Here is a 19,885-nt window from a genome sequence, read left to right as displayed (position 1 = left end):
GAGTCAGCCCCGTCTTCCACCCCCCTGTTTATGCCGCTATTGCTATGCGCCGCTGCCAGGCGGTACGCGACTCGACCGGAGTGGTGTAGCCGAGCGAGGAGTGCAGGCGGCGACCGTTGTACAGCTCGATCCAGTTCTTGATGTCTCGGCGTGCGGTGGCACGGTCGGGCCAGGAGTCGGTAGCGATCTCGGCCTTGAGCGTGGCGAAGAAGGATTCGGCGGCCGCGCCGTCGAGACACGATCCGGTCCGGCCGGTGCTCTGGCGAATGTCGAGACGCTGCAGCACGTTGCGGTAGAGCTTCGCATGATACTGACTGCCGCGATCGGTATGCATGATCGCGTTGCCGGCGACCAGCCCGGTGGAGTGGGCCACACCGATCGCCTCGACCACGAGATTCACTCGCATATGCGGCGCGAGCGCATACCCGATCAACCCCTTGCTGCACAGATCCAGGACGGTATAGGTAGAGCCAGCCTTCCCCGGTGCGGAAGCAGCTGATGTCGCCGATCAACTTCAGGCCGGCCATCGGCGCGGCGAACTGACGTCGTATCAGGTCAGGGACCACAGCCGCACCGGGATCTGGCTTCGTCAGGCTCCGTCGCCAGCGTCGGGTGATCCCGATGATGCCGTTCTCGCGCACCAACCGCGCCACCCGACGTCGTCCCACCTCAACGCCCTGGCGCTTGAGCTCGCAGGTGACACGTTCGGCGCCGTAGGCAGAGAACGCAGTGTGGACCTCGGTGATCAACTCAATGAGTCGCTCGTCGTCGTATGCACGGTCTCGGCGTTTGCGCTCCGCACGGACCCAAGCGCGGTAGTTCGCGCCGTCGGTCACCAGGACGCGGCACAGCAACTTGGCGCTGAACCGGTTGCGCAGTCCATGGACGAAAGCGAAGCGCTCCCGCGCCGACGCGCGGTGGATCAATGGCTCCGCCGCTTCACACAGGATCTCGTTTTCCCGACGCAGGCCTTGGACCTCACGCGGGCAAGGGCGCAGCTCCTCGCGCAATTCGGCGACAGCAGCAGCGAAGTCATGACGGCTTGCTCAGCGGGACATGATCGAACTCTGCCGCATGCGGCCAACCTCGAGAGAGCGTGTTACTGAACCGGGCCAGAACCCCAACACTGTCGTAGCAGCCACCCGATCATCTCAACCAGCTCAGAAATCAACAGGAGGTGCATAAGCGTGTCGAGTCATCACAAGATCAGCCCACGGACCAGTTCAAGCCGCCGAGCCACGAAGCGGAGCACGTGACCACGGCGCTGGCGTGATCCGTGAGTGGAGTCCCGCCCATCAGTGGGACTCCACCCAACGACAGCCGACGCCCCGCAGGATCGCAGAAGTCAGGGTGCCCACCCGGTCGGCGGGCGGAACGCACCGAGTCGCATCAGTGTGCTGAATCGTTATCGGGGACATCCGGCGATCCCCTTCACGCGAGGGCGGTTTCCTGAAAGTTTGTCAGTAGTCACATACGCCATCCGCCCAGGCTGGCGGTGTGATGGACAACTCAACGTAGCGCGGACATCGTCGCGGCCCACACCGCGACAGCGCCGTCCGCGTTTGCCGAGATGGAGGGGAGATCAGGTGGCAGAGCGACCCGGCAGCGGCGAGGTCGAGCTTTCCGCGGGGGACCTCGACGACTTCGACGCACTCTACGCCGAGCTGCGCGGGATCCCGGGAATCGCGCTCGAGGCGGTCCCGGCGCCAGTGGAGCCGGGCGAGCAGGGCTCGGTGCTCGACCTGCTGACCGTGGCCTGCTCCGGCGGCGCAATCACCGTGTTCCTGGAGATCATCAAGACGCTGGTCGAGTCGCGCGGACCGAGCTTCACCCTGAAGCTCCGCCGCGGCCGGAACCGGCTGGAGATCAGCGCGGACAATCTCGACGAGGTGCTACCCCTGGTCAAGGAGCTGCTCGATGGATCGTGACCTCTCACGATCCCGCGCGATCCTGATCGGCAACGCCCTCTACAGCGGGCATTCCCGGATCCCGGACCTGCCCGCAGCCCACGGCAGCGTCACGGCGATGGCCGACCTGCTCACAAGCGAGCTGTGCGGCTGGCCCGCCGACCGGGTCACCACCCTGGTAGACGTGGCCGCGCCGCACGAGCTGGCCCGCCGGGTCCTCGCGGAGGTGCGCGAGGCGCAGGATGTCCTGTTGGTCTACTACGTCGGACACGGGATGCGCACCCCGGACGGGCAGCTCGCACTGGCCTTGGGCGATACCGACCCACATCCCGAGGCCCTGGCGCACACCGCCATGCTCTACGACAACCTCACGAAAATCATGCGGGGCTGCCGGGCGGCCACCAAACTGGTCATCCTCGACTGCTGCCACGCGGAACTGGGCAACAAGGCCAACTACGCGTTCCAGTCCGCCGACATCGCCGAGGTCTACCCGGTCGACGGCCTCTACTACATCGGCGCCAGCGCCCGGGACAAGAAGGCCAAAGCCCCGCTGACCGGAGAACCGACCTACTTCACCCAGGCCCTGCTCGACGTCGTGCACGCCGGTATCCCCCACCTGCCCGCGACCCTACGCCTGGACCAGATCTTCCTGGAGATGCGCGCCCGCCTGCTGCGCGCCAACCTGCCCGAACCCGTCGAAGCCGGCACCCGCGGCGCCCGCCAATATCCCTTCGCACGCAACACGGCCAGTCCGGACGAACAGCCATCCCCCGGGCCGAACCCTAGGGAAACCGCCGGAGGGCTGCTTTCGACCCTCACGCGGGCCAAAATCGCCGTACCGTCGCTGGTCGCGCTCCTCGCCCTCGCCGCCGTGCTCGCGACCCACCCGTGGACCGGCGGCTCGACGCACCTATCCACGCCGCCCACCACTCCCACCACCGCCCGCATCACCTCCGGCGCTCCGTTCTCGGCCACGGCCGCGCCCCCCGAACTCGCCTACGACCAGACCGTGGGCCCCGGCTGCCCCTCTACGAACCACGCCCAGTTCAACCCGCAGCTGGCTAAGACGGCGCACCCGTGGACCACCGTGCCCGCGACCGGGACCGTGCCAACGACCACCTGCCCGAACAGCCTGATGTACACCGAGCCCACCACAAATGCCGCCGCCGACAACTGGATGAACTACGCCCAGTGGATCTTCAACAACGTCCCGACTCACGCCGCGTGCACCTTCCACATCTACGTCGCTCGCTCCAGCTACTCGCAGTACAACGCCCATTACTTCTGGACCACCAAAAAGAACGACTTTACCGACGACCCGCACCCCAACTTCGACCTGTCACAGGTCAGGCTTCAAGGCACCTGGCAGACCCACCCTGCCGGCCCCTTCCCCACCGGTCAGGCGGTACTCGACTTCACCGACTCACGCACCAGCGGCGTCCCGGGACCCATGACCGTCTCCGCCGTCACCCTCACCTGCCCCTGAGCGGCTCCTCGGATACAACAGCAGACATGCTGACCCGGCCGGTTCGACTCCCCGATCGCTAGCCTGGGCGCCGGCGACGACGTGGTAATGCGTCGTTGAACCTGTACCGCTACAAGTTCTACGAGTTCACATCGAAGAGCGGTGACTATCTCTGTACTCGCCGCGCCGCGACACAGCACATGGTTTCAGCCATCAGCGCTGCCGACATGCCCTCTCGATGACACCGGCCCGGCAGCGATCAACGCCAGGGCACCGATGCCCTGTGCTTGCCGAATTCCTCGTCCGCGCAGGTCAGCCTGCGGGCGAGTTGTCGTCTCCACGGTTGCTCCGCGATGATCGTCTGCTATGTGCCTGCGGTTCGTCTTCCTCCTGGCCGTGCGTCTGCCCGTGTGGCTGAGACTGTCACGCCGTTCCACAGCCTGGAAAGACGCGAAAATCTTGCTCCTGCGCCACCAGATCGCGCTCCTTGAACGCCGCAGCACCGCCTGGAGTGGACGCGGTTTCTGCCACCACCTGGGCCCACCAGAGCTTTAACATGCGGCCGGGTGGGTTCTGGCGTTGTGTCCGCTGCGCCACAGAACAGCAACGGGACGACGGTAGCGCGTCTGTTGGTGCCAGCGTCTCGTTCATGTCGCGCTGTGCCAGGTGATCTCGAAGCCGCCCTTGCCGACACCCGCGGACAACCGCGCCGCCGAGAACGCGAGCTGTAGACGCTGCGCGAGGAAGCCGACGTCCTGCGGGACGCGGCCGAAGCGTTGATCCATCACGCGCCGACGAGAGAACGCTTCGCGTTCGTCCACGAACTGCACGACCAGACCCGACAAAGCCGCCACCGCGATCCCGGACCTACCCCAACGGCAGCTCGCAGCCCCATGCCCGGAATGAAACTCACGGGCGACATCTCCTGTTTCCGCACATCCGAAGGCTGGATCCACCCGCTACGGTGCAGTCTCTGGCAAGAAGGTGATCGGCTGGGCGATCGCGCCACACATGCGCACCAGCCTCGTTACCGGCGCGCTCGCGATGGCGTGCGAATGCGGCCTGACCGCCGACAACGCGATCATGCATACCGACAGGGGTCCGACCGGGCCTAGACACCCCGCACCGATCTGAGCGCAACGCCGAACCAAACCCGGGCAGAGCTTCTGGTAACCGGCGAGAACTACGGGAGGGCCTAACGAATACGGGTACGTACAAACCGCCTCAGACCCCGGATCGCGCATCCACTCGTTGTTTGCTCGCAAGACCGGCTTTATGCGGTCCCGTACGGCAAGTGGACTAGACCAGTAAGTCAATGCCGATACAAAAGATCCCCAGCTCAGAGCACTGAACTGGGGATCTTTCCCTGTGGAGCCAAGGGGATTCGAACCCCTGACCTTTTGTCTGCCAGACAAATGCTCTACCAGCTGAGCTATGGCCCCTTGTATGAACTTGTCGTTCACTCGCTTCGGCGTCGATCTTACTACACCGATTCGGGTGGTCCCCCCGGTCACAGTCTTCGGTTCCGCGTGGATCCTTGCTGCTCCCGGGCGGGCTCGCCCATATTAGCCAACGTGAGGGTCGGAAGGGAAATCGGTTATCCGTCGCAGCTCAGAGCGGCGGGCGGGCCGGCGGCGGCGGGGGGTCAGGGCTCGGTGTCGGACTGGTCGAGGTGGTCGTCGCCGATGACGGGCTCGGGGAGGGAGCCGGCGTTGTGCTCGAGCAGGCGCCAGCCGCGGTGGCCTTCGCCGAGGACGGACCAGCAGCAGTTGGAGAGGCCGCCGAGGACGCCGGCGGCTTGCTCGGGGAGGCCGAGGAGGCGGGCGATGGCGACGCGGGCGGTGCCGCCGTGGGTGACCACGACGATGGTGCCGCGGGCGGGGACGCGGGCCAGGGCGCGCTCGATCGCGGCGACGGCGCGCTCGGCGACTTCCGCCTCCAGCTCGCCGCCGCCGCGGCGCTGGTGGTAGTGGTCCTTGCGCCAGGCCGCGTACTCCTCCGGGAACTTGGCCTTGATCTCCTCGTCCGTCAGGCCCTGCCAGGTGCCGACGTACGTCTCCCGCAGGCCCTCGTCCAGCTCCACCTCGAGCTTCACGAGGCGGGCGAGGGCGCTCGCGGTGTCCTCGGCCCGGGAGAGGTCCGAGGAGATGACGACGTCGGGCTCGAGGGCGGCGAGGAGGCGCGCGGCGGCCTGGGCCTGGGCGCGGCCTATCTCGTCCAGGGGGACGTCCGTCTGGCCCTGGAGCCTGCCCTCGAGGTTCCACTCCGTCTGGCCGTGCCGCCACAGCACGATCCTGCGGCCGGTGACGTAGTACGCGTGGCGATCGGTGGGGCGGGGGGCGCCGGCGGCGGCCGGGGGCTGCTCGGGCGCCTCCCCGGGGACGTCGCCGGCGTTGAGGTCGACCGTGTTCACGGCCTGCTCCCGGTCACCGTTTCCGGCAGCTCGATCCGCGGGCAGTCCTTCCACAGCTTCTCGAGCAGGTAGTACTCGCGCTCCTCGCTGTGCTGCACGTGCACCACGATGTCGAGGTAGTCGAGCAGCACCCACCTGCCCTCCTGCTGGCCTTCGCGCCTGGCGGGCTTCGCGCCGAGCTCGATCAGCCGCTCCTCGATCCCGTCCACGATCGCGCGCACCTGGCGGTCCGTGGGGGCCGAGGCCAGCACGAACGCGTCGGTGATCACGAAGACCTCGCTCACGTCGTACGCCACGATGTCGTGCGCGAGCTTGTCGGATGCCGCCTCGGCGGCGGCGATCGCCAGGTCTTTGGCGCGGTCGGTCGCTGTCACTCGGATACCCCTCGTCGGTCGGTCGGTGCTAAGGCCAGGATCTCACGGGGCGTGGCCGGGTAGCCCGTCCGCCTCAGGTCGGCCACGCTGACCTGGCCGTTCCGCGTCGGCAGCCTACGAGCCTGCGGTGGCCACGCTCGCCCAGTCGGCGCCGAGTACGACGGTCACATCGTCTACCTGGGCGAGACCGGGCACGACCTTCACCGTGCTCCCGCTCAGGCCCAGACCGCTCGCGACCTGCTGGGCGAGGCCCTGCTGGGACGAGGAGGCCACTTCCACCACCGTCTTCGCCTGTTCGGGGACGGCGTCGCCGCCGTTGAACGTGTAGCCGCCGTTCTGCAGGTCGGCTTCGGCGGCGGAGATCAGCTGCTGCGCCTTCGGGCCGGTGGCGCCGGTGGCGTCCTCGACCAGCACGCGCGCGGCCTGGCCGGCTGACGCACCGGCCTTCATGGTGCCGCCGAGGAGCTTGGAGACGATCGGGGCTGCGGCCGTGTAGTTGAGCGTGTCGTTGCCGTCCTGGCTCAGCGGCAGCACGACCTCGGTGACCTTGCCGGCGGCCTGCTGCGCGGCGAGCGCCGCGAGAATCGGGCTGAGCTTGGTCAGCGGCATCGACGGCTTGGTGATCAGGCCGAGCTGGTTGAGCTGGGCGCTGACGGCGTTGCCGAAGGACGGCATCTTCGTCATCAGCGCGCTGACGACCTGGCCGAAGCGGACCGACTGGGCGCTGTCGGATTCTCCCTTGGCCTGGTACGTGGCGTAGGCGACGGCTTGGGCGCCGCTGAGGGTGACCGTGCCCTGCTTCACGCCCGACGGGTCGGCGGTGGTGGCGGGGATGTCGGTGTTGGTCGTCACGGTCAGGCCGCCGAGTTCGTCCACGAAGATGCCGAACGTGGTCTCGTTCATGGTCATGTCGCCGTCGGGGGTGACCCCCAGGGTGGCGGCGACCTCGGTGTCGTCGGCGGGCGGCTGGAGCGGGCTGCCGGTCATGTCGCCGCCGAACGGCTGGGTGCCGAAGTCGGACTGGATCTGCATCTTGGCCGGGATGACCACGATGGCGCCGGTGCCGCCCACGGCCGAGCCGTCCTGGGCTCCGCCGCGCTTGGTCACCATGAGCGCGTCGCCGATCGAGTTGCCGTCGGCGTCGTCGAGCTGGAACAGCAGCAGGGACTTGGTGGCGGCCGCGGCTGCGGGAGTGCTGCTCGAGCCGCCGAAGACGCTGTACGCGCCGAAGCCGGCACCGGCCAGCACGAGCACGGCCGCGAGCGCGGTCAGCCGGGTGCGCAGGCGGCGGGTGCGTTCGGCCCTGGAGTCGGCGCGGCTCTCGCTGAACTCCAGCCAGCCCTTGACCTCGGGGTCGTTGCCCTCGTCCACGAACGCGAAGTCGCCGGGACGGTAGCCGTCCTTGTCGGCGGGACGGCCGGCGGCGGGGCGGGGGCCGGTGGCGGACGCGGCGGAGGCGTCGTCCTCGTCGAGGTCGAAGTCGAAATTGAAGGCGTCGCCGGCGGGCTCGGGGCGCGGCTGCGGCCGGGTGCGCGGGGCCGGGGCGGCGGACGCGGCGGGGGCCGGCTCGGGCTGAGCGGCGGGCGGCGGTGCGGGTATCGGGTCCGGCTCGACGTACGCGGCGGGGGCGGGCTGCTCCCAGCGCGGCTGAGGGATCTGGTACTCCTGGTAAGGCTGCTGATACTGCGGCGGCCACTGCTCGGCGGCCGCGGGCGGCGGGGCAGCGGGGGCTGCGGGCGCGGCCGGCGGCTGGGCGGCCGATTCGGCGCCGCGCCAGTCGTAGTCGTACTGCGGCTCGGGCGCGGGGGCGTACGTCTGCCACTGCTGGCCGCCCTGCGGCTCCTGAGCCTCGAAGGCGCCGCGCTCGTACTGCGGCTCGCCTCCGCCTTCGCCTTCGACCGGCGGCTTGCGGCGTCGTCCCGTTCCGCTCATCTCGCCTCCTCGGCCGGCTGGTACAGCGAGCGCTTGTTGATGTACTGGACGATGCCGTCTGGAACCAGATACCACACCGGTTCGCCTCGGCGCACCCGCTCCCGGCACGCGGTCGAGGAGATGGCCAGCGCCGGGATCTCCACCAGCGAGGCCTTGCCGAGGGGCAGCCCGGGGTCGGTGAGCGTGTGGCCCGGCCGCGTACAGCCGACGAAGTGGGCCATCTCCACCAGTTCATCGGCGTCGCGCCAGGAGAAGATCTGGCCTAGCGCGTCGGCGCCGGTGATGAAGAAGAAGTCGACGTCGGGGCCGCGTTCGCTGCGCAGATCGCGCAGGGTGTCCACGGTGTACGTGGGTCCGCCGCGGTCGATGTCCACGCGGCTGACCGAGAAGCGGGGGTTGGAGGCCGTGGCGATGACCGTCATCAGATAGCGGTCCTCGGGCGAGCTGACCGAGCGGTCGGACTTCTGCCAGGGCTCGTTGGTGGGGACGAACACCACCTCGTCGAGCGAGAAGAGCGAGCCGACCTCGCTGGCGGCCACGAGGTGGCCGTGGTGGATCGGGTCGAAGGTGCCGCCCATCACGCCGAGGCGGACGCGGCGCCGATCACCTCGCGGCGTGCCCGCGGGATCGGGGGCGCCGACGGTGTGGCGCCTCTCGGTGCTCGGGGCAACGTTGGGGCCGTCCATGCGTCCCGACCCTACCGTCTCTCACCGGCCGGGCGCCCCACCGTGCGGCGGCGGGCGCCCGATCGGCCGGGACAGGCCGCGATCGTCCGGTCTACTTGTCCCGGTTGAGGCGGGTGACCAGGAAGAGCAGGATGAGGAACCCGGCCATCACGCAGGCAGCGTTGAGAGCAGGGTTGATGCCGGAATACCGGTTGGGGGCGGTCCCCTCGGCTACCACGGACAGCACATGTGCGTTCATCGAACCGCTCGATTCCTTCGTCGCGAGTCTTCGGCGCAGCTCGCGCTGCGCACTCGAATATAGGGCCAGGGCCCCGCGGAGTACGCGAGGGGGTGGCCCGGCGGCCTACTTGTGCTCGTCCTTGTCACCCGACTTGACGTATCCGCGCAGCACGAACCACGCGCACAGGCCGACGAAGGCCAGTCCGCCCAGGATGAACACGCGCAGGAAGATCCCGGGCGGGGCGCTGTCCGATGCGATGTCGGCGAGAATGCTCACGGTCGACCGTCCTTAGAAAAAGCGTTACTCGAAGAAAAAGAGTAGGCCTACCCCGCAGCGCACAACGCGCCGGGTCGGTATGTTCGACGTGGGTTTCCAACCAGCGACTCACCCGAGGGGGCTCGAAGCCATGCCCGTCGATACGCAAGACGCCGCGCCGGCTCGTGTACGCAAGACTTTTCCCGGCATCAGCTCACGTGCCTACGAGCACCCGGCGGACCGTGCGGCGCTGGTGGCGCTGCGCAAGCTGGCAGGCTTCGACGCGCTGCTCAAGCTGTTCAACTCGATCATGAACGAGCGCGAAGTGCGGCTGATGCTGCTGGGCAACGCGGTGCAGGTCTCGCGCCAGCAGTTCCCGCGGCTCGACATCCTGCTCGACGACGCCTGCCGGGTGCTCGACGTGCCGGAGAAGCCTGAGATGTTCGTCTCGCAGACCCCGACGGTGAACGCGATGACGATCGGCATGAACAAGCCGGTCATCGTCCTGAACACCGGACTGGTGGAGCTGCTGGACGAGGAGGAGCTGCGCTTCGTCATCGCGCACGAGCTCGGGCACGCCTTCTCCGGGCACGCGGTCTACCGCACGATGCTGCAGTGGCTGCTGGACCTGAGCCAGATCGCCTCGGTCCTGCCCGGCGGCCTGCTCGGCGTCATGGCCCTGATCAGGGCTCTGAAGGAGTGGTACCGGAAGGCGGAGATATCCTGCGACCGGGCCGGGCTGCTGGTCAGCCAGGACATCGAGGCCGGGATACGCACGCAGATGAAGCTCGCCGGCGGCGCGCACCTGCACGAGATGAACCCGATGGTCTTCATCGACCAGGGCCGCGAGTACGAGAGCACCGGGGACCTGCGCGACTCGCTGCTGCGCCTCTCGCTCGGGTCGAGGGGCACCCACCCGTTCCCCGCGGTGCGCGCCCTGGACCTCACCCGCTGGGTCGACTCCGGCGCCTACGCCCGGATCCTGACCGGCGACTACCCGCGCCGCGAGGACGACAACAGCGCCTCGGCGCGGCAGGCTTTCAAGGAAGCGGTGGATTCCTACTCCGAGGGAATCAAGAACAGCACCGATCCGCTCATGTCTAAAGTCCGGGACTTCATGCGTGAGGCGGGCGCGGTCGGCGACCGGCTCGGCGAGAAGATGTACCGGAAGTGGGGCCCGCAGTCCGACCAGGAGTCGGAGCAGGCCGAGCCGGAAGATTCGGAGGATTGATCATGAGCGTGAGCGGGATTCCGATCAAGTCGCTGCAGGGCGAGGACACCACGATCGGCGCGCATCTGGGCAAGGGCGCGCTAGTGGTGAACGTGGCGTCGAAGTGCGGGCTGACCCCGCAGTACACGGCGCTGGAGCAGCTGCAGAAGACCTACGGCGAGCGCGGGTTCACCGTGCTCGGCTTCCCGTGCAACCAGTTCGGCGGCCAGGAGCCGGGCTCGGCCGAGGAGATCGAGACCTTCTGCTCGACCACCTTCGGCGTGACCTTCCCGATGTTCGAGAAGGTCGAGGTCAACGGCCCGGGCCGGCACGCGGTGTTCACCGAGCTGACCGGGGTGCAGGAGCAGGAGAGCGGCGAGGCCGGCGACGTGGCGTGGAACTTCGCCAAGTGGCTGATCGACGCCGACGGCAAGCCGGTGGCGCGGTTCAGCCCGCGCACCACGCCGGATTCGCCGGAGGTCGTCGAGGCGATCGAGCGCCTGCTGGGTTAGCAGCGCCGTCTCCGGCGTCCGTGGGCGGGCGTCGGAGGGCGCGTCGGGGCGGCTGTCGCGGGCCGCTCCGACGGGCCGGGCACGGGAACGAACGGCACGACGCACTCAAGGACGCAGCAGCGCGGCTGCCCGGTGGCTCGGATGAGGGGACGCGATCCGTTCCCGGTCCGGACGGTCCGGCGCCGCCGACCTCGGTGGGGGCGAAGGTGGTGGACAACCTGTCCGGGCGCACGGTGCTGGTCACCGGCGCTTCGAGCGGGATAGGGCTGGCGGTGGCGCGGCAGCTGGCGGCGTCCGGCGCGCGGACCCTGTTGGCCTGCCGCAGCGACGAGCGGGCGCGGGCCGCGGTGGCGGCGATCCGGGCGGCGGTCCCGGCGGCGCGGGTCGAGTACGTCCGGGTGGACCTGGCGAGCCTGGAGTCGGTCGAGGAGGCCGCGGCCGAGATAGCGGACCGGGCCGGCGAGCTCGACGTCCTGGTCAACAACGCGGGCGTGATGACGCCGACGCCCGGGCACACGACGGACGGCTTCGAGCTGCAGATCGGCACGAACCATCTGGGGCACTTCGCCCTGACCGGCCATCTGCTGCCGTTGCTGCTCACCGCGGAGCAGCCGCGGGTGGTGACGGTCTCCTCGCTGGCGCATCGGGCCGCGATGCGCGCGGAGCTGACGGACTTCAAGATTCTCCCGAAGGGCTCGAGCTGGCTGGGCTACGCCCGGTCCAAGCTGGCCAATCTCCTGTTCGCCTTCGAGCTCGACCGTCGCGGGGGCGGGCGGCTCTTCTCGCTGGCGGCCCATCCCGGGGTCACCCGTTCGCAGCTGGCCACCCGCGCGCACGGCGGAAACCGGCGGCTGGTCGGGCCGGTGTTCCGGCGCGGAGCGTGGCTGATCTCACAGCCGACGGAGCACGGAGCCGGGCCGATCGTGTTCGCCGCGACGGCGCGGGCCGCGCTGGCCGCGGACCCGGCGCGACGCGGGCCGGAGCGCGACATGGTCGGGCGGCGGTATTTCGGGCCGCGTGGTCTCGGCGGGGTGCGCGGGGCTCCGGCGGAGGCCGAGCCGAGCGGATCGGCGTTGAGCCGCGAGCTGGCGCTTCGCCTGTGGGAGGCGTCCGTCGCGGCCACCGGCGTGCAGTTCGCGGAGCTCGGATAGACAGCGGCCGGCCGCCCCGGGCCCGGGCGACGAAACCGTTCCACGATGTTCCACGTGGAACATCATGCATCCGCACGCATAATGTTCCACGTGGAACATCGTCGATTCACCGTGGAACGAGCGTGGAACCCTGCCGCTGACCACGGCGCGGCCGGACGTTTTCGCCGGGCGGGGTCCTTCGTGAAAACCTAGGGGCGGGTGGGTCTTCGATAGAACCCGACAGACGGAAACAGGTGAGTTCGCTGGTCGCCAAGACACCCGACGGTCCCGCGCCCCCGCCGGTCGTGCAGCGCGTACGCGTCTGCTACGCCAAGCGCGGCAGGCTCAGGTTCACCAGCCATCGCGATATCCAGCGGGCCTTCGAGCGGGCGCTGCGGCGCGCCGAGGTCCCGATGGCGTACTCGGCCGGGTTCAGCCCGCATCCGAAGATCTCCTGGGCCGGAGCGGCGCCGACCGGCACCGCGAGCGAGGCCGAGTTCGTCGAGCTGGGGCTGGCCGAGAAGGTCGACCCGGAGCGGCTGCGGCGCGATCTGGACCTGGCGCTGCCGCCCGACCTGGACGTGCTCGAGGTGGTCGAGGCCGCCGGCGGCGCCCTGACGGACCAGCTCGAAGCCTCCGTTTGGCGGATCGAGCTGCCGGAAGTCGCGGACGCCGACGCGCGCGCCGCGGTCGACGCCTTCACCGCGGCCGAGCGGGTGGAGGTACGGCGGCTGACCAAGAACGGCGTACGTGTCTTCGACGCGCGCGAAGCCGTCCTCGACTTCTCGACTCTCGACGGGTCGACGTCCGCGTGTGCGATACTTCGAGTGGTTGTCCGGCATACCACCCCCGCGGTGCGTCCCGACGACGTACTGACCGGCCTCGGCGAGGTCGCGGGCCTGGTGCCTCCGGTTCCCCCCAGGGTGACCCGGCTGGCGCAGGGGCCGCTGGCCCAGCTGGCGGCGGACGTGCCGACAGCCCCGGAACGCGGCGCTTCGCCGGAGTCCGGGCCGACGGAGGTCGCGATCCCAGGTGTGGAGAACTCGACGCCCGGGGATTGACTATCCGACCGGCCCGGTGAGCGGACCACGCGTTCCGAGCCGCCACGACTTTTTGCGTACGACGAGCCCCTGCGCGGCGCCGACGCCCTCCCGATGACCGGGTAGGCGCCCCGAGCGCCCGGGGGCCATGACGGGAGAACCGCCCGAATGCTCGACCGTGAGCCTGAAGAGAACAACGAGAACGCCCCCGAAACCCGGGACGCGTCCACCGGGGCCGAGGCCCCGGCCACCCGACCCGCCGCCAAGCGGGTGCGCCGCCGTGCGGCCAGCCGACCGGCCGGATCGCCGGACGCGGCCGCGCCGGCGCCCGACGAGAGCTCCGCGCCGCCGGCCGTAGCCGAGAGCGCGGCCGAGGCGCCCGCCGCCGAAGCCGAGGCTCCTGCCCCGGCCAAGCGCGCCGCGCGCAAGCGGACGACGAAGAAGACCGCCGCCAAGGCGCAGACCCCGCCGTCCGACACCCCCGAAGCCGAGCCCGCCCCGGCCGAGCAGCCCGCCGCCCCCGCGGACGAGCAGCCGGCCGAGCAGCCCGCGAGTGCCGAGGCCGAGGAAGCCGCCAAGCCGGTGGCCAACGCCAAGCGCACCCGCAAGACCGGGGTCAAGCCGGCCAAGCGCGTCTCACGCGCCACCGCGGCTGCCGCCGCCCCGGCCGACGAGCCGCAGCAGCCCCACGCCGACGAGCCGGTCGACGAGGACGGGGCCGAGCGGCTGGTCGAAGCGCTCGCTCAGGCCGAGCCGGAGCCGGCCGAGGAGACCGAGGAGGAGGCCGCCCAGCCGGCCGCCACCACCTCGCCGTTCACCTCCGCCTGGTCCGGCAACCTGTTCCAGGCGCCGGTCGTCCCGATCGCGCCGTTCCGGCAGCCGGCCGCGCCGGCCCCCCGCCCGGAGGAGCCGGCCGAGGAGGAGACGGAGGAGGCCGAGGAGTCCTCGACCGCCGGCTCGCGCCGCCGTCGCCGTTCCCGCAGCCGCCGCCCCGAGTCCGCGGCGAACGCCGCGCCCGCCGAGGAGCAGTCCGAGGAGTCCGAGGAGTCCGGCGAGTCCGGCTCCGAGGAGGCCGAGCAGCCCAAGGAGCGCGCCGCGGCGCAGCACCCGGAGGCGCTCGACCTGCCCGAGGAGTCCAGCCGCCGCCGGCGTCGGCGCCGTCGCCGGCAGACCGCCGAGGACCTCGCCGCCGGTGGGGCGGAGAGCTCGGACGATCCCCCGAACACCGTGGTGAAGGTGCGCGAGCCGCGCCAGCGCCGCTCCTCCGGCGGCCCGGACACGGTCACCACCGAGGACGACGTGATGGGCCTGCGCGGCTCGGTGCGCCTGGTCGCCAAGCAGCAGCGCCGCCGCGAGGGCCGGGCCACCCGCTCCCGCCGCGCCCCGATCGTCACCGAGGCCGAGTTCCTGGCCCGGCGCGAGTCGGTCGAGCGGGTCATGGTGGTGCGCCAGTCCGCCGGCCGCACCCAGATCGGCGTGCTCGAGGACGGCGTGCTGGTGGAGCACTACGTCAACCGCGAGTCCTCGGTCTCGTACGTGGGCAACGTCTACCTCGGCAAGGTGCAGAACGTGCTGCCCTCGATGGAGGCGGCCTTCGTCGACATCAACAAGGGCCGCAACGCCGTGCTCTACGCCGGCGAGGTCAACTTCGACGCGGCGGGCCTGAGCGGCCAGCCGCGCCGGATCGAGGCCGCGCTCAAGAGCGGGCAGTCGGTGCTGGTGCAGGTCACCAAGGACCCGATCGGCCACAAGGGCGCCCGGCTGACCAGCCAGATCTCGCTGCCCGGCCGCTTCCTGGTCTACATCCCGGGCGGCTCGATGATGGGCATCAGCCGCAAGCTGCCGGACACCGAGCGGGCCCGGCTCAAGCAGATTCTGAAGAAGGTCGTGCCCGAGGACGGCGGCGTGATCGTGCGCACGGCCGCGGAGGGCGCGAGCGAGCAGGAGCTCTCGCAGGACGTCGCCCGGCTGGTGGCGCAGTGGGAGGAGATCGAGCGCAAGGCGAAGACCGCCTCGGCGCCGTCCCTGCTCTCCGGCGAGCCGGACCTGACCGTGCGGGTCGTGCGGGACATCTTCAACGAGGACTTCAGCAAGCTGATCGTCTCCGGCGACACGGCCTACAAGACGGTGCACGAGTACCTCACCGGGGTGGCGCCGGAGCTGGCCGAGCGGGTCGAGCACTGGACCGCCGAGACCGACGTGTTCTCGACCTACCGGATCGAGGAGCAGCTGGCCAAGGCGCTGGACCGGAAGGTCTGGCTGCCCAGCGGCGGCTCGCTGGTGATCGACCGCACCGAGGCGATGGTCGTCATCGACGTCAACACCGGGAAGTTCACCGGGCAGGGCTCCTCCTCACTGGAGGAGACCGTCACCCGCAACAACCTGGAGGCGGCCGAGGAGATCGTCCGGCAGCTGCGGCTGCGCGACCTCGGCGGCATCGTGGTGATCGACTTCATCGACATGGTGCTCGAGTCCAACCGGGACCTGGTGCTGCGGCGCCTGCTCGAGTGCCTGGGCCGGGACCGTACCAAGCACCAGGTGGCCGAGGTCACCTCGCTCGGTCTGGTGCAGATGACCCGCAAGCGGGTGGGCCAGGGCCTGCTCGAGGCCTTCTCCGAGCCCTGCGAGCACTGCAACGGCCGCGGCGTGATCGTGCACACCGATCCGGTGGAGCACCCGGGCAAGCGGCCGGAGCAGCAGTCCGGCAAGCAGGGCAAGGGGAGCCAGGGCGGCAACGCCGCCGCGGCCGACCACGACCACGAGCACACCGAGACCTCGGCCGAGGACTCGGGCGCGCGGACGCAGGACGGCGGCGGGGAGCGGCACGAGGAGACGGCGGGCGAGGGTCGGCGCAGCCGGCGCCGCCGCAAGGCCGCCCGGGCCGCCGGCGCGGCCGAGCACGCCGCCGACCAGACCTCGGACGAGCAGACCGAGACCGAGACCGAGACCGCGGAAGCGGTCGAGGCGACCGAGGTCGAGGCCGACGTCGAGGTCGAGCAGCCCGCGGACGAGGCCGCCGAGGCCGAGGCCGAGCCGGAAGACGAGCCCGAGCCGCTCAACCTGCGCGCGCACGCGGAGGACCCGGACTCGCTGGAGAACGCGCTGGCCGACTCGGGCCGCCCGCGGCGCCGGGCGCGCCGCGCGGCCTCCCGCCCGGCCGGCGCCCCGTCCGCCTGAGCCCCGCGCTCCGCCCGCACTGCGTGACCAGCGCGTGAGCGCACCCGCGACCCGGCTTCGGCCGGGTCGCGGCGCGCCGGGCCCGGTTTGCTCCGCGGTGGACCCGGCAGGTAATCTGGAGCGTCGGCGTGTCCTGGCCCTTCGCGGCCGAAGACCCGCCCTTTGTTGACCAGCCTCGCGTTGGCAGACTCCGTGCCCGGAATCCCGGCGGCGCCCCGTGCCCGCCCGCTCCGCGGCAGCCAGGAGATAGTTGCGCGCTGGCCAGATGAGACCCGTGCATCGACGCGGGCAGGAAGTGGTAAATCGTGTACGCGATCGTCCGCAGTGGCGGCAGGCAGCACAAGGTCGCCGTCGGCGACATCGTCGAGGTCGACCGGATCGTCGGCAAGCCCGGCACGGCCGTCGACTTCAAGACGCTGCTCGTGGTGGACGGTGACCAGGTCACCTCCGACCCGTGGGTGCTCGAGGGCGTGAAGGTCTCCGGCGAGATCGTCGCCGAGGTCAAGGCCGCCAAGATCGACATCATCAAGTACAAGAACAAGACCGGCTACCGGGTGCGGCAGGGTCACCGCCAGAAGTACACCCAGGTCAAGGTCACGTCCATCGAGACCGGGAAGAAGTAACCGACATGGCACACAAGAAGGGCGCCTCGTCCACCCGGAACGGGCGCGACTCCAACGCTCAGCGACTCGGCGTCAAGCGCTTCGGTGGCCAGGTCGTCAACGCCGGCGAGATCATCCTGCGCCAGCGCGGCACCCACTTCCACCCGGGCGTGAACGTCGGCCGCGGCAAGGACGACACCCTGTTCGCGCTGGCCGGCGGCGCCGTCCAGTTCGGCACCCACCGTGGCCGCAAGGTCATCAACGTGGTGTCCGCCTGAGCAAGGCGCACGTGAGCGCGTGACCACGGGTCGCGCGACGCGAGATCTTCGGTGAGCCGGGTCCGTCGGACCCGGCTTATCGTTTTTTCGAGAGCAACACCTCTTCATCGTCAGGAGAAGTACCGATGGCCAGCTTCGTAGACCGCGTGGTGCTCAGTGTCGCCGCCGGCAAGGGCGGCCACGGCTGCACCTCGGTGCACCGGGAGAAGTTCAAGCCGCTCGGCGGCCCGGACGGGGGCAACGGCGGCCGGGGCGGCGACGTGACGCTCGTGGTGGACGCCGGGGTCACCTCGCTGCTGGACTACCACTTCTCCCCGCACCGCAGCGCCGGCAACGGCCGCCCCGGCGCGGGCGGGCACCGGCAGGGCGCGAACGGCGCGGACGTCGTGCTGCCGGTCCCGAGCGGCACGGTGGTCAAGACTCGCGCCGGCGAGCTGGTGGCCGACCTGGTCGGCGCGGGTACGAAGCTGGTGCTGGCGCAGGGCGGCGTGGGCGGCCTGGGGAACGCGGCGCTGGCCTCGACCAAGCGCAAGGCGCCCGGCTTCAGCCTGCTCGGCGAGGAGGGCGAGGACGGCGAGTACGTGCTCGAACTCAAGTCGGTCGCGGACGTCGCGCTGATCGGCTACCCGAGCGCGGGCAAGAGCTCGCTGATCGCGGCGATGAGCGCGGCGAAGCCGAAGATCGCCGACTACCCGTTCACCACCCTGGTGCCGAACCTCGGCGTGGTGCAGTCCGCCGGGCACGTGTTCACCATGGCGGACGTGCCGGGCCTGATCCCGGGGGCGAGCCAGGGCAAGGGCCTTGGCCACGAGTTCCTGCGGCACATCGAGCGGTGCGCGGTGCTCGTGCACGTGCTCGACTGCGCCACGCTCGAGTCGGACCGCGACCCGGTCAGCGACCTCGACACGATCGAGGCCGAGCTGGCCGCGTACGAGGCGACCATCCCGGACGACCAGCACGGCGACTACGGCCGGCTCACCGAGCGGCCGCGGCTGGTGGTGCTCAACAAGACCGACATCCCGGACGGCAAGGATCTCGCGGACCTGGTCCGCGCCGAGCTCGAGGGCCGCGGCCTGCGCGTGTTCGAGGTCTCGGCGGTGAGCCACACCGGCCTGAAGGAGCTCGGCTACGCGCTGGCCGAGATCGTCGAGCAGGCGCGCGCCGCACGGCCCGAGGTGGTCGAGGAGCGGATCATCCTGCGGCCCCGGGCCGTCGACGAGGTGCCGTTCACACTGCGCTTCGAGGACGAGCACTATGTCGTGCTCAGCCACAAGGCAGAGCGCTGGATCAAGCAGACCGACTTCCAGAACGACGAGGCGGTCGGCTACCTGGCCGAGCGCCTGTACAAGCTGGGCATCGAGCAGGCGCTGCTGGAGATGGGCGCGCGCGAGGGCGACGAGGTCGTCATCGGCGGCGGCCCGGACGCGGTGGTCTTCGACTGGCGCCCGACCCTCTCCGGCGGCGCCGAGCACCTCGGCCCGCGCGGCTCGGACGATCGGCTTTACGGCTGACCACTCTGTGAAATCGGTTTTGGACCCCTCCCGCCCCGCGGGCACAATGGCCGGGTGAGCACGTTGCAGCAGGTCGTCGCCGCGCGGCGGATCGTGATCAAGGTGGGCTCGTCCTCGTTGACCACGACGGCGGGCGGGCTCGACGGCAGCCGCGTGGACGCGCTGGTGGACGCGCTGGCCGAGACGGTGCCGGGCGCCGAGATCGTGCTGGTCTCCTCGGGCGCCATCGCGGCCGGCCTGGCGCCGCTGGGGCTGACCAGGCGTCCGAAGGACCTGGCCACCCAGCAGGCGGCGGCGAGCGTCGGGCAGGGCCTGCTGATCGCGCGCTACACCCAGTCCTTCGCCCGGCACGGGCGGCGGGTCGGGCAGGTGCTGCTGACCGCGGACGACGTGACCCGCCGCTCGCACTACCGCAACGCGGTCAGCACCTTCAACAAGCTGCTCGAGCTGGGCGTGGTCCCGATCGTCAACGAGAACGACACGGTGGCCACCCAGGAGATCCGCTTCGGCGACAACGACCGGCTGGCCGCGCTGGTGGCGCATCTGGTCGACGCCGATCTGCTGCTGCTGCTCTCCGACGTGGACGCGCTCTACGACGGCGATCCGAGCCTGCCGGGCACCAGCCCGATCCGTGAGGTGCGCGGCCCGCAGGACCTGGCCGGGGTGGCGATCGGGTCGGTCGGGAAGGCCGGCGTGGGCACGGGCGGCATGGTCACGAAGGTGGACGCCGCGCGGATCGCCACCGGCGCCGGGATCCCGGTCATACTCACCACCGCCGCCTACGCCGCGCGAGCGCTGCGCGGGGAGGCGGTGGGCACGGTCTTCCACCGCACCGGAGAGCGCGGCGGCGCGCGGCGGCTGTGGCTGGCCCATGCGACGACCGCGCGGGGCGTGCTGACGCTCGATCAGGGCGCGGTGGCGGCGGTCACCGAGCGCGGGTCCTCGTTGCTGCCGGCCGGGATCACCGAGGTCTCCGGCAATTTCACGGCCGGCGAGCCGGTGGACCTGCGCGGGCCGGACGGCCGGCTGATCGGGCGCGGCCTGGTGAACTTCGACGCGGCCGAGCTGCCCGCGCTGCTCGGCCGCTCCACCCGCGAGCTGGCCGCCGAGCTCGGCCCGCACTACGAACGCGAGGTGGTCCACCGGGACGACCTCGTGGCCTTCCACTGAGGC

The 19,885-nt window shown here is 70.6% G+C and carries 19 protein-coding genes, 1 tRNA gene and 1 pseudogene; 11 read left to right on the top strand and 10 right to left on the bottom strand.

Annotation, left to right across the window (positions count from 1 at the left end; translation table 11 throughout):
* Positions 1 to 28: 28 nt before the first annotated feature.
* Positions 29 to 454: an integrase core domain-containing protein gene (locus ACTRO_RS48305; RefSeq protein WP_084316591.1), complete on the bottom strand. Its 426-nt coding sequence runs from the start codon at positions 452 to 454 to the stop codon at positions 29 to 31.
* 163 nt (positions 455 to 617) lie between these two features.
* Positions 618 to 836, bottom strand: a pseudogene (locus tag ACTRO_RS51510) (IS3 family transposase); the annotation flags it as partial.
* A gap of 750 nt (positions 837 to 1,586) precedes the next feature.
* Here ACTRO_RS51510 and ACTRO_RS28575 point away from each other — a divergent pair.
* Both ACTRO_RS28575 and ACTRO_RS28570 read left to right on the top strand, forming a co-directional pair.
* Positions 1,587 to 1,928 (top strand): effector-associated constant component EACC1, encoded by a 342-nt coding sequence (locus ACTRO_RS28575; RefSeq protein WP_034267997.1) that lies wholly within the window; start codon positions 1,587 to 1,589, stop codon positions 1,926 to 1,928.
* Positions 1,918 to 3,393: a caspase family protein gene (locus ACTRO_RS28570; RefSeq protein ID WP_034267994.1), complete on the top strand. Its 1,476-nt coding sequence runs from the start codon at positions 1,918 to 1,920 to the stop codon at positions 3,391 to 3,393. The genes ACTRO_RS28575 and ACTRO_RS28570 overlap by 11 nt, the downstream gene beginning before the upstream one ends.
* A gap of 626 nt (positions 3,394 to 4,019) precedes the next feature.
* Here ACTRO_RS28570 and ACTRO_RS28565 read toward each other — a convergent pair.
* From ACTRO_RS28565 to ACTRO_RS48295, 8 genes are all read right to left on the bottom strand, one after another.
* A complete protein-coding gene (locus tag ACTRO_RS28565) occupies positions 4,020 to 4,202 on the bottom strand; it encodes a hypothetical protein (protein WP_157436507.1) in 183 nt (60 codons plus the stop codon).
* Positions 4,203 to 4,741: 539 nt separating this feature from the next.
* Positions 4,742 to 4,814, bottom strand: a tRNA-Ala gene (locus ACTRO_RS28560).
* A gap of 203 nt (positions 4,815 to 5,017) precedes the next feature.
* Positions 5,018 to 5,665 carry a histidine phosphatase family protein gene (locus tag ACTRO_RS28555; protein ID WP_034277146.1) on the bottom strand — a complete coding sequence of 216 codons (648 nt, stop codon included), beginning with the start codon at positions 5,663 to 5,665 and terminating at the stop codon, positions 5,018 to 5,020.
* 116 nt (positions 5,666 to 5,781) lie between these two features.
* Positions 5,782 to 6,159: a ribosome silencing factor gene (rsfS, locus tag ACTRO_RS28550; protein WP_051451530.1), complete on the bottom strand. Its 378-nt coding sequence runs from the start codon at positions 6,157 to 6,159 to the stop codon at positions 5,782 to 5,784.
* 114 nt (positions 6,160 to 6,273) lie between these two features.
* A complete protein-coding gene (locus ACTRO_RS28545) occupies positions 6,274 to 8,091 on the bottom strand; it encodes an LCP family protein (protein ID WP_034267988.1) in 1,818 nt (605 codons plus the stop codon).
* On the bottom strand, positions 8,088 to 8,777 hold the full coding sequence (gene nadD / locus ACTRO_RS28540) for a nicotinate-nucleotide adenylyltransferase (RefSeq protein WP_084316590.1): 690 nt from the start codon (positions 8,775 to 8,777) through the stop codon (positions 8,088 to 8,090). The genes ACTRO_RS28545 and nadD overlap by 4 nt, the downstream gene beginning before the upstream one ends.
* A 91-nt stretch (positions 8,778 to 8,868) precedes the next feature.
* The gene (locus ACTRO_RS47555) at positions 8,869 to 9,015 is read right to left on the bottom strand and encodes a hypothetical protein (protein WP_157436505.1); all 147 of its coding nucleotides are present in this window, start codon (positions 9,013 to 9,015) and stop codon (positions 8,869 to 8,871) included.
* A 105-nt stretch (positions 9,016 to 9,120) separates the two neighbouring features.
* Positions 9,121 to 9,273: a hypothetical protein gene (locus ACTRO_RS48295; protein WP_169739956.1), complete on the bottom strand. Its 153-nt coding sequence runs from the start codon at positions 9,271 to 9,273 to the stop codon at positions 9,121 to 9,123.
* 130 nt (positions 9,274 to 9,403) lie between these two features.
* On the opposite strand from ACTRO_RS48295, the gene ACTRO_RS28535 reads away from it, so the two are divergent.
* From ACTRO_RS28535 to proB, 9 genes are all read left to right on the top strand, one after another.
* Complete coding sequence (locus ACTRO_RS28535) at positions 9,404 to 10,483, top strand: M48 family metallopeptidase (RefSeq protein ID WP_034267985.1); 1,080 nt, start codon at positions 9,404 to 9,406, stop codon at positions 10,481 to 10,483.
* Positions 10,484 to 10,485: 2 nt separating this feature from the next.
* The gene (locus tag ACTRO_RS28530; protein WP_034267982.1) at positions 10,486 to 10,974 is read left to right on the top strand and encodes a glutathione peroxidase; all 489 of its coding nucleotides are present in this window, start codon (positions 10,486 to 10,488) and stop codon (positions 10,972 to 10,974) included.
* Between the two features lie 206 nt (positions 10,975 to 11,180).
* The gene (locus ACTRO_RS28525) at positions 11,181 to 12,125 is read left to right on the top strand and encodes an SDR family NAD(P)-dependent oxidoreductase (RefSeq protein ID WP_211244439.1); all 945 of its coding nucleotides are present in this window, start codon (positions 11,181 to 11,183) and stop codon (positions 12,123 to 12,125) included.
* Between the two features lie 233 nt (positions 12,126 to 12,358).
* Positions 12,359 to 13,165 carry a TIGR03936 family radical SAM-associated protein gene (locus tag ACTRO_RS28520; protein ID WP_245594517.1) on the top strand — a complete coding sequence of 269 codons (807 nt, stop codon included), beginning with the start codon at positions 12,359 to 12,361 and terminating at the stop codon, positions 13,163 to 13,165.
* A 147-nt stretch (positions 13,166 to 13,312) separates the two neighbouring features.
* Positions 13,313 to 16,321, top strand: coding sequence for an Rne/Rng family ribonuclease (locus tag ACTRO_RS28515; protein WP_051451528.1), 3,009 nt, complete (start codon positions 13,313 to 13,315; stop codon positions 16,319 to 16,321).
* Positions 16,322 to 16,626: 305 nt separating this feature from the next.
* Positions 16,627 to 16,944 (top strand): 50S ribosomal protein L21, encoded by a 318-nt coding sequence (rplU, locus tag ACTRO_RS28510; protein ID WP_034267977.1) that lies wholly within the window; start codon positions 16,627 to 16,629, stop codon positions 16,942 to 16,944.
* A 5-nt stretch (positions 16,945 to 16,949) separates the two neighbouring features.
* Entirely contained in the window at positions 16,950 to 17,201 is a 252-nt protein-coding gene (gene rpmA / locus ACTRO_RS28505; RefSeq protein ID WP_034267974.1) for a 50S ribosomal protein L27, read from the top strand.
* A 125-nt stretch (positions 17,202 to 17,326) separates the two neighbouring features.
* Complete coding sequence (gene obgE, locus ACTRO_RS28500) at positions 17,327 to 18,712, top strand: GTPase ObgE (protein WP_084316589.1); 1,386 nt, start codon at positions 17,327 to 17,329, stop codon at positions 18,710 to 18,712.
* Positions 18,713 to 18,766: 54 nt separating this feature from the next.
* Entirely contained in the window at positions 18,767 to 19,882 is a 1,116-nt protein-coding gene (gene proB / locus ACTRO_RS28495) for a glutamate 5-kinase (protein ID WP_051451527.1), read from the top strand.
* Positions 19,883 to 19,885: the final 3 nt, after the last annotated feature.

The organism is Actinospica robiniae DSM 44927 (assembly GCF_000504285.1).
Lineage (GTDB): Bacteria > Actinomycetota > Actinomycetes > Streptomycetales > Catenulisporaceae > Actinospica > Actinospica robiniae.
Note: the sequence above shows the minus strand (reverse complement) of the source record. Positions and strands in the feature narration are given on the sequence as shown.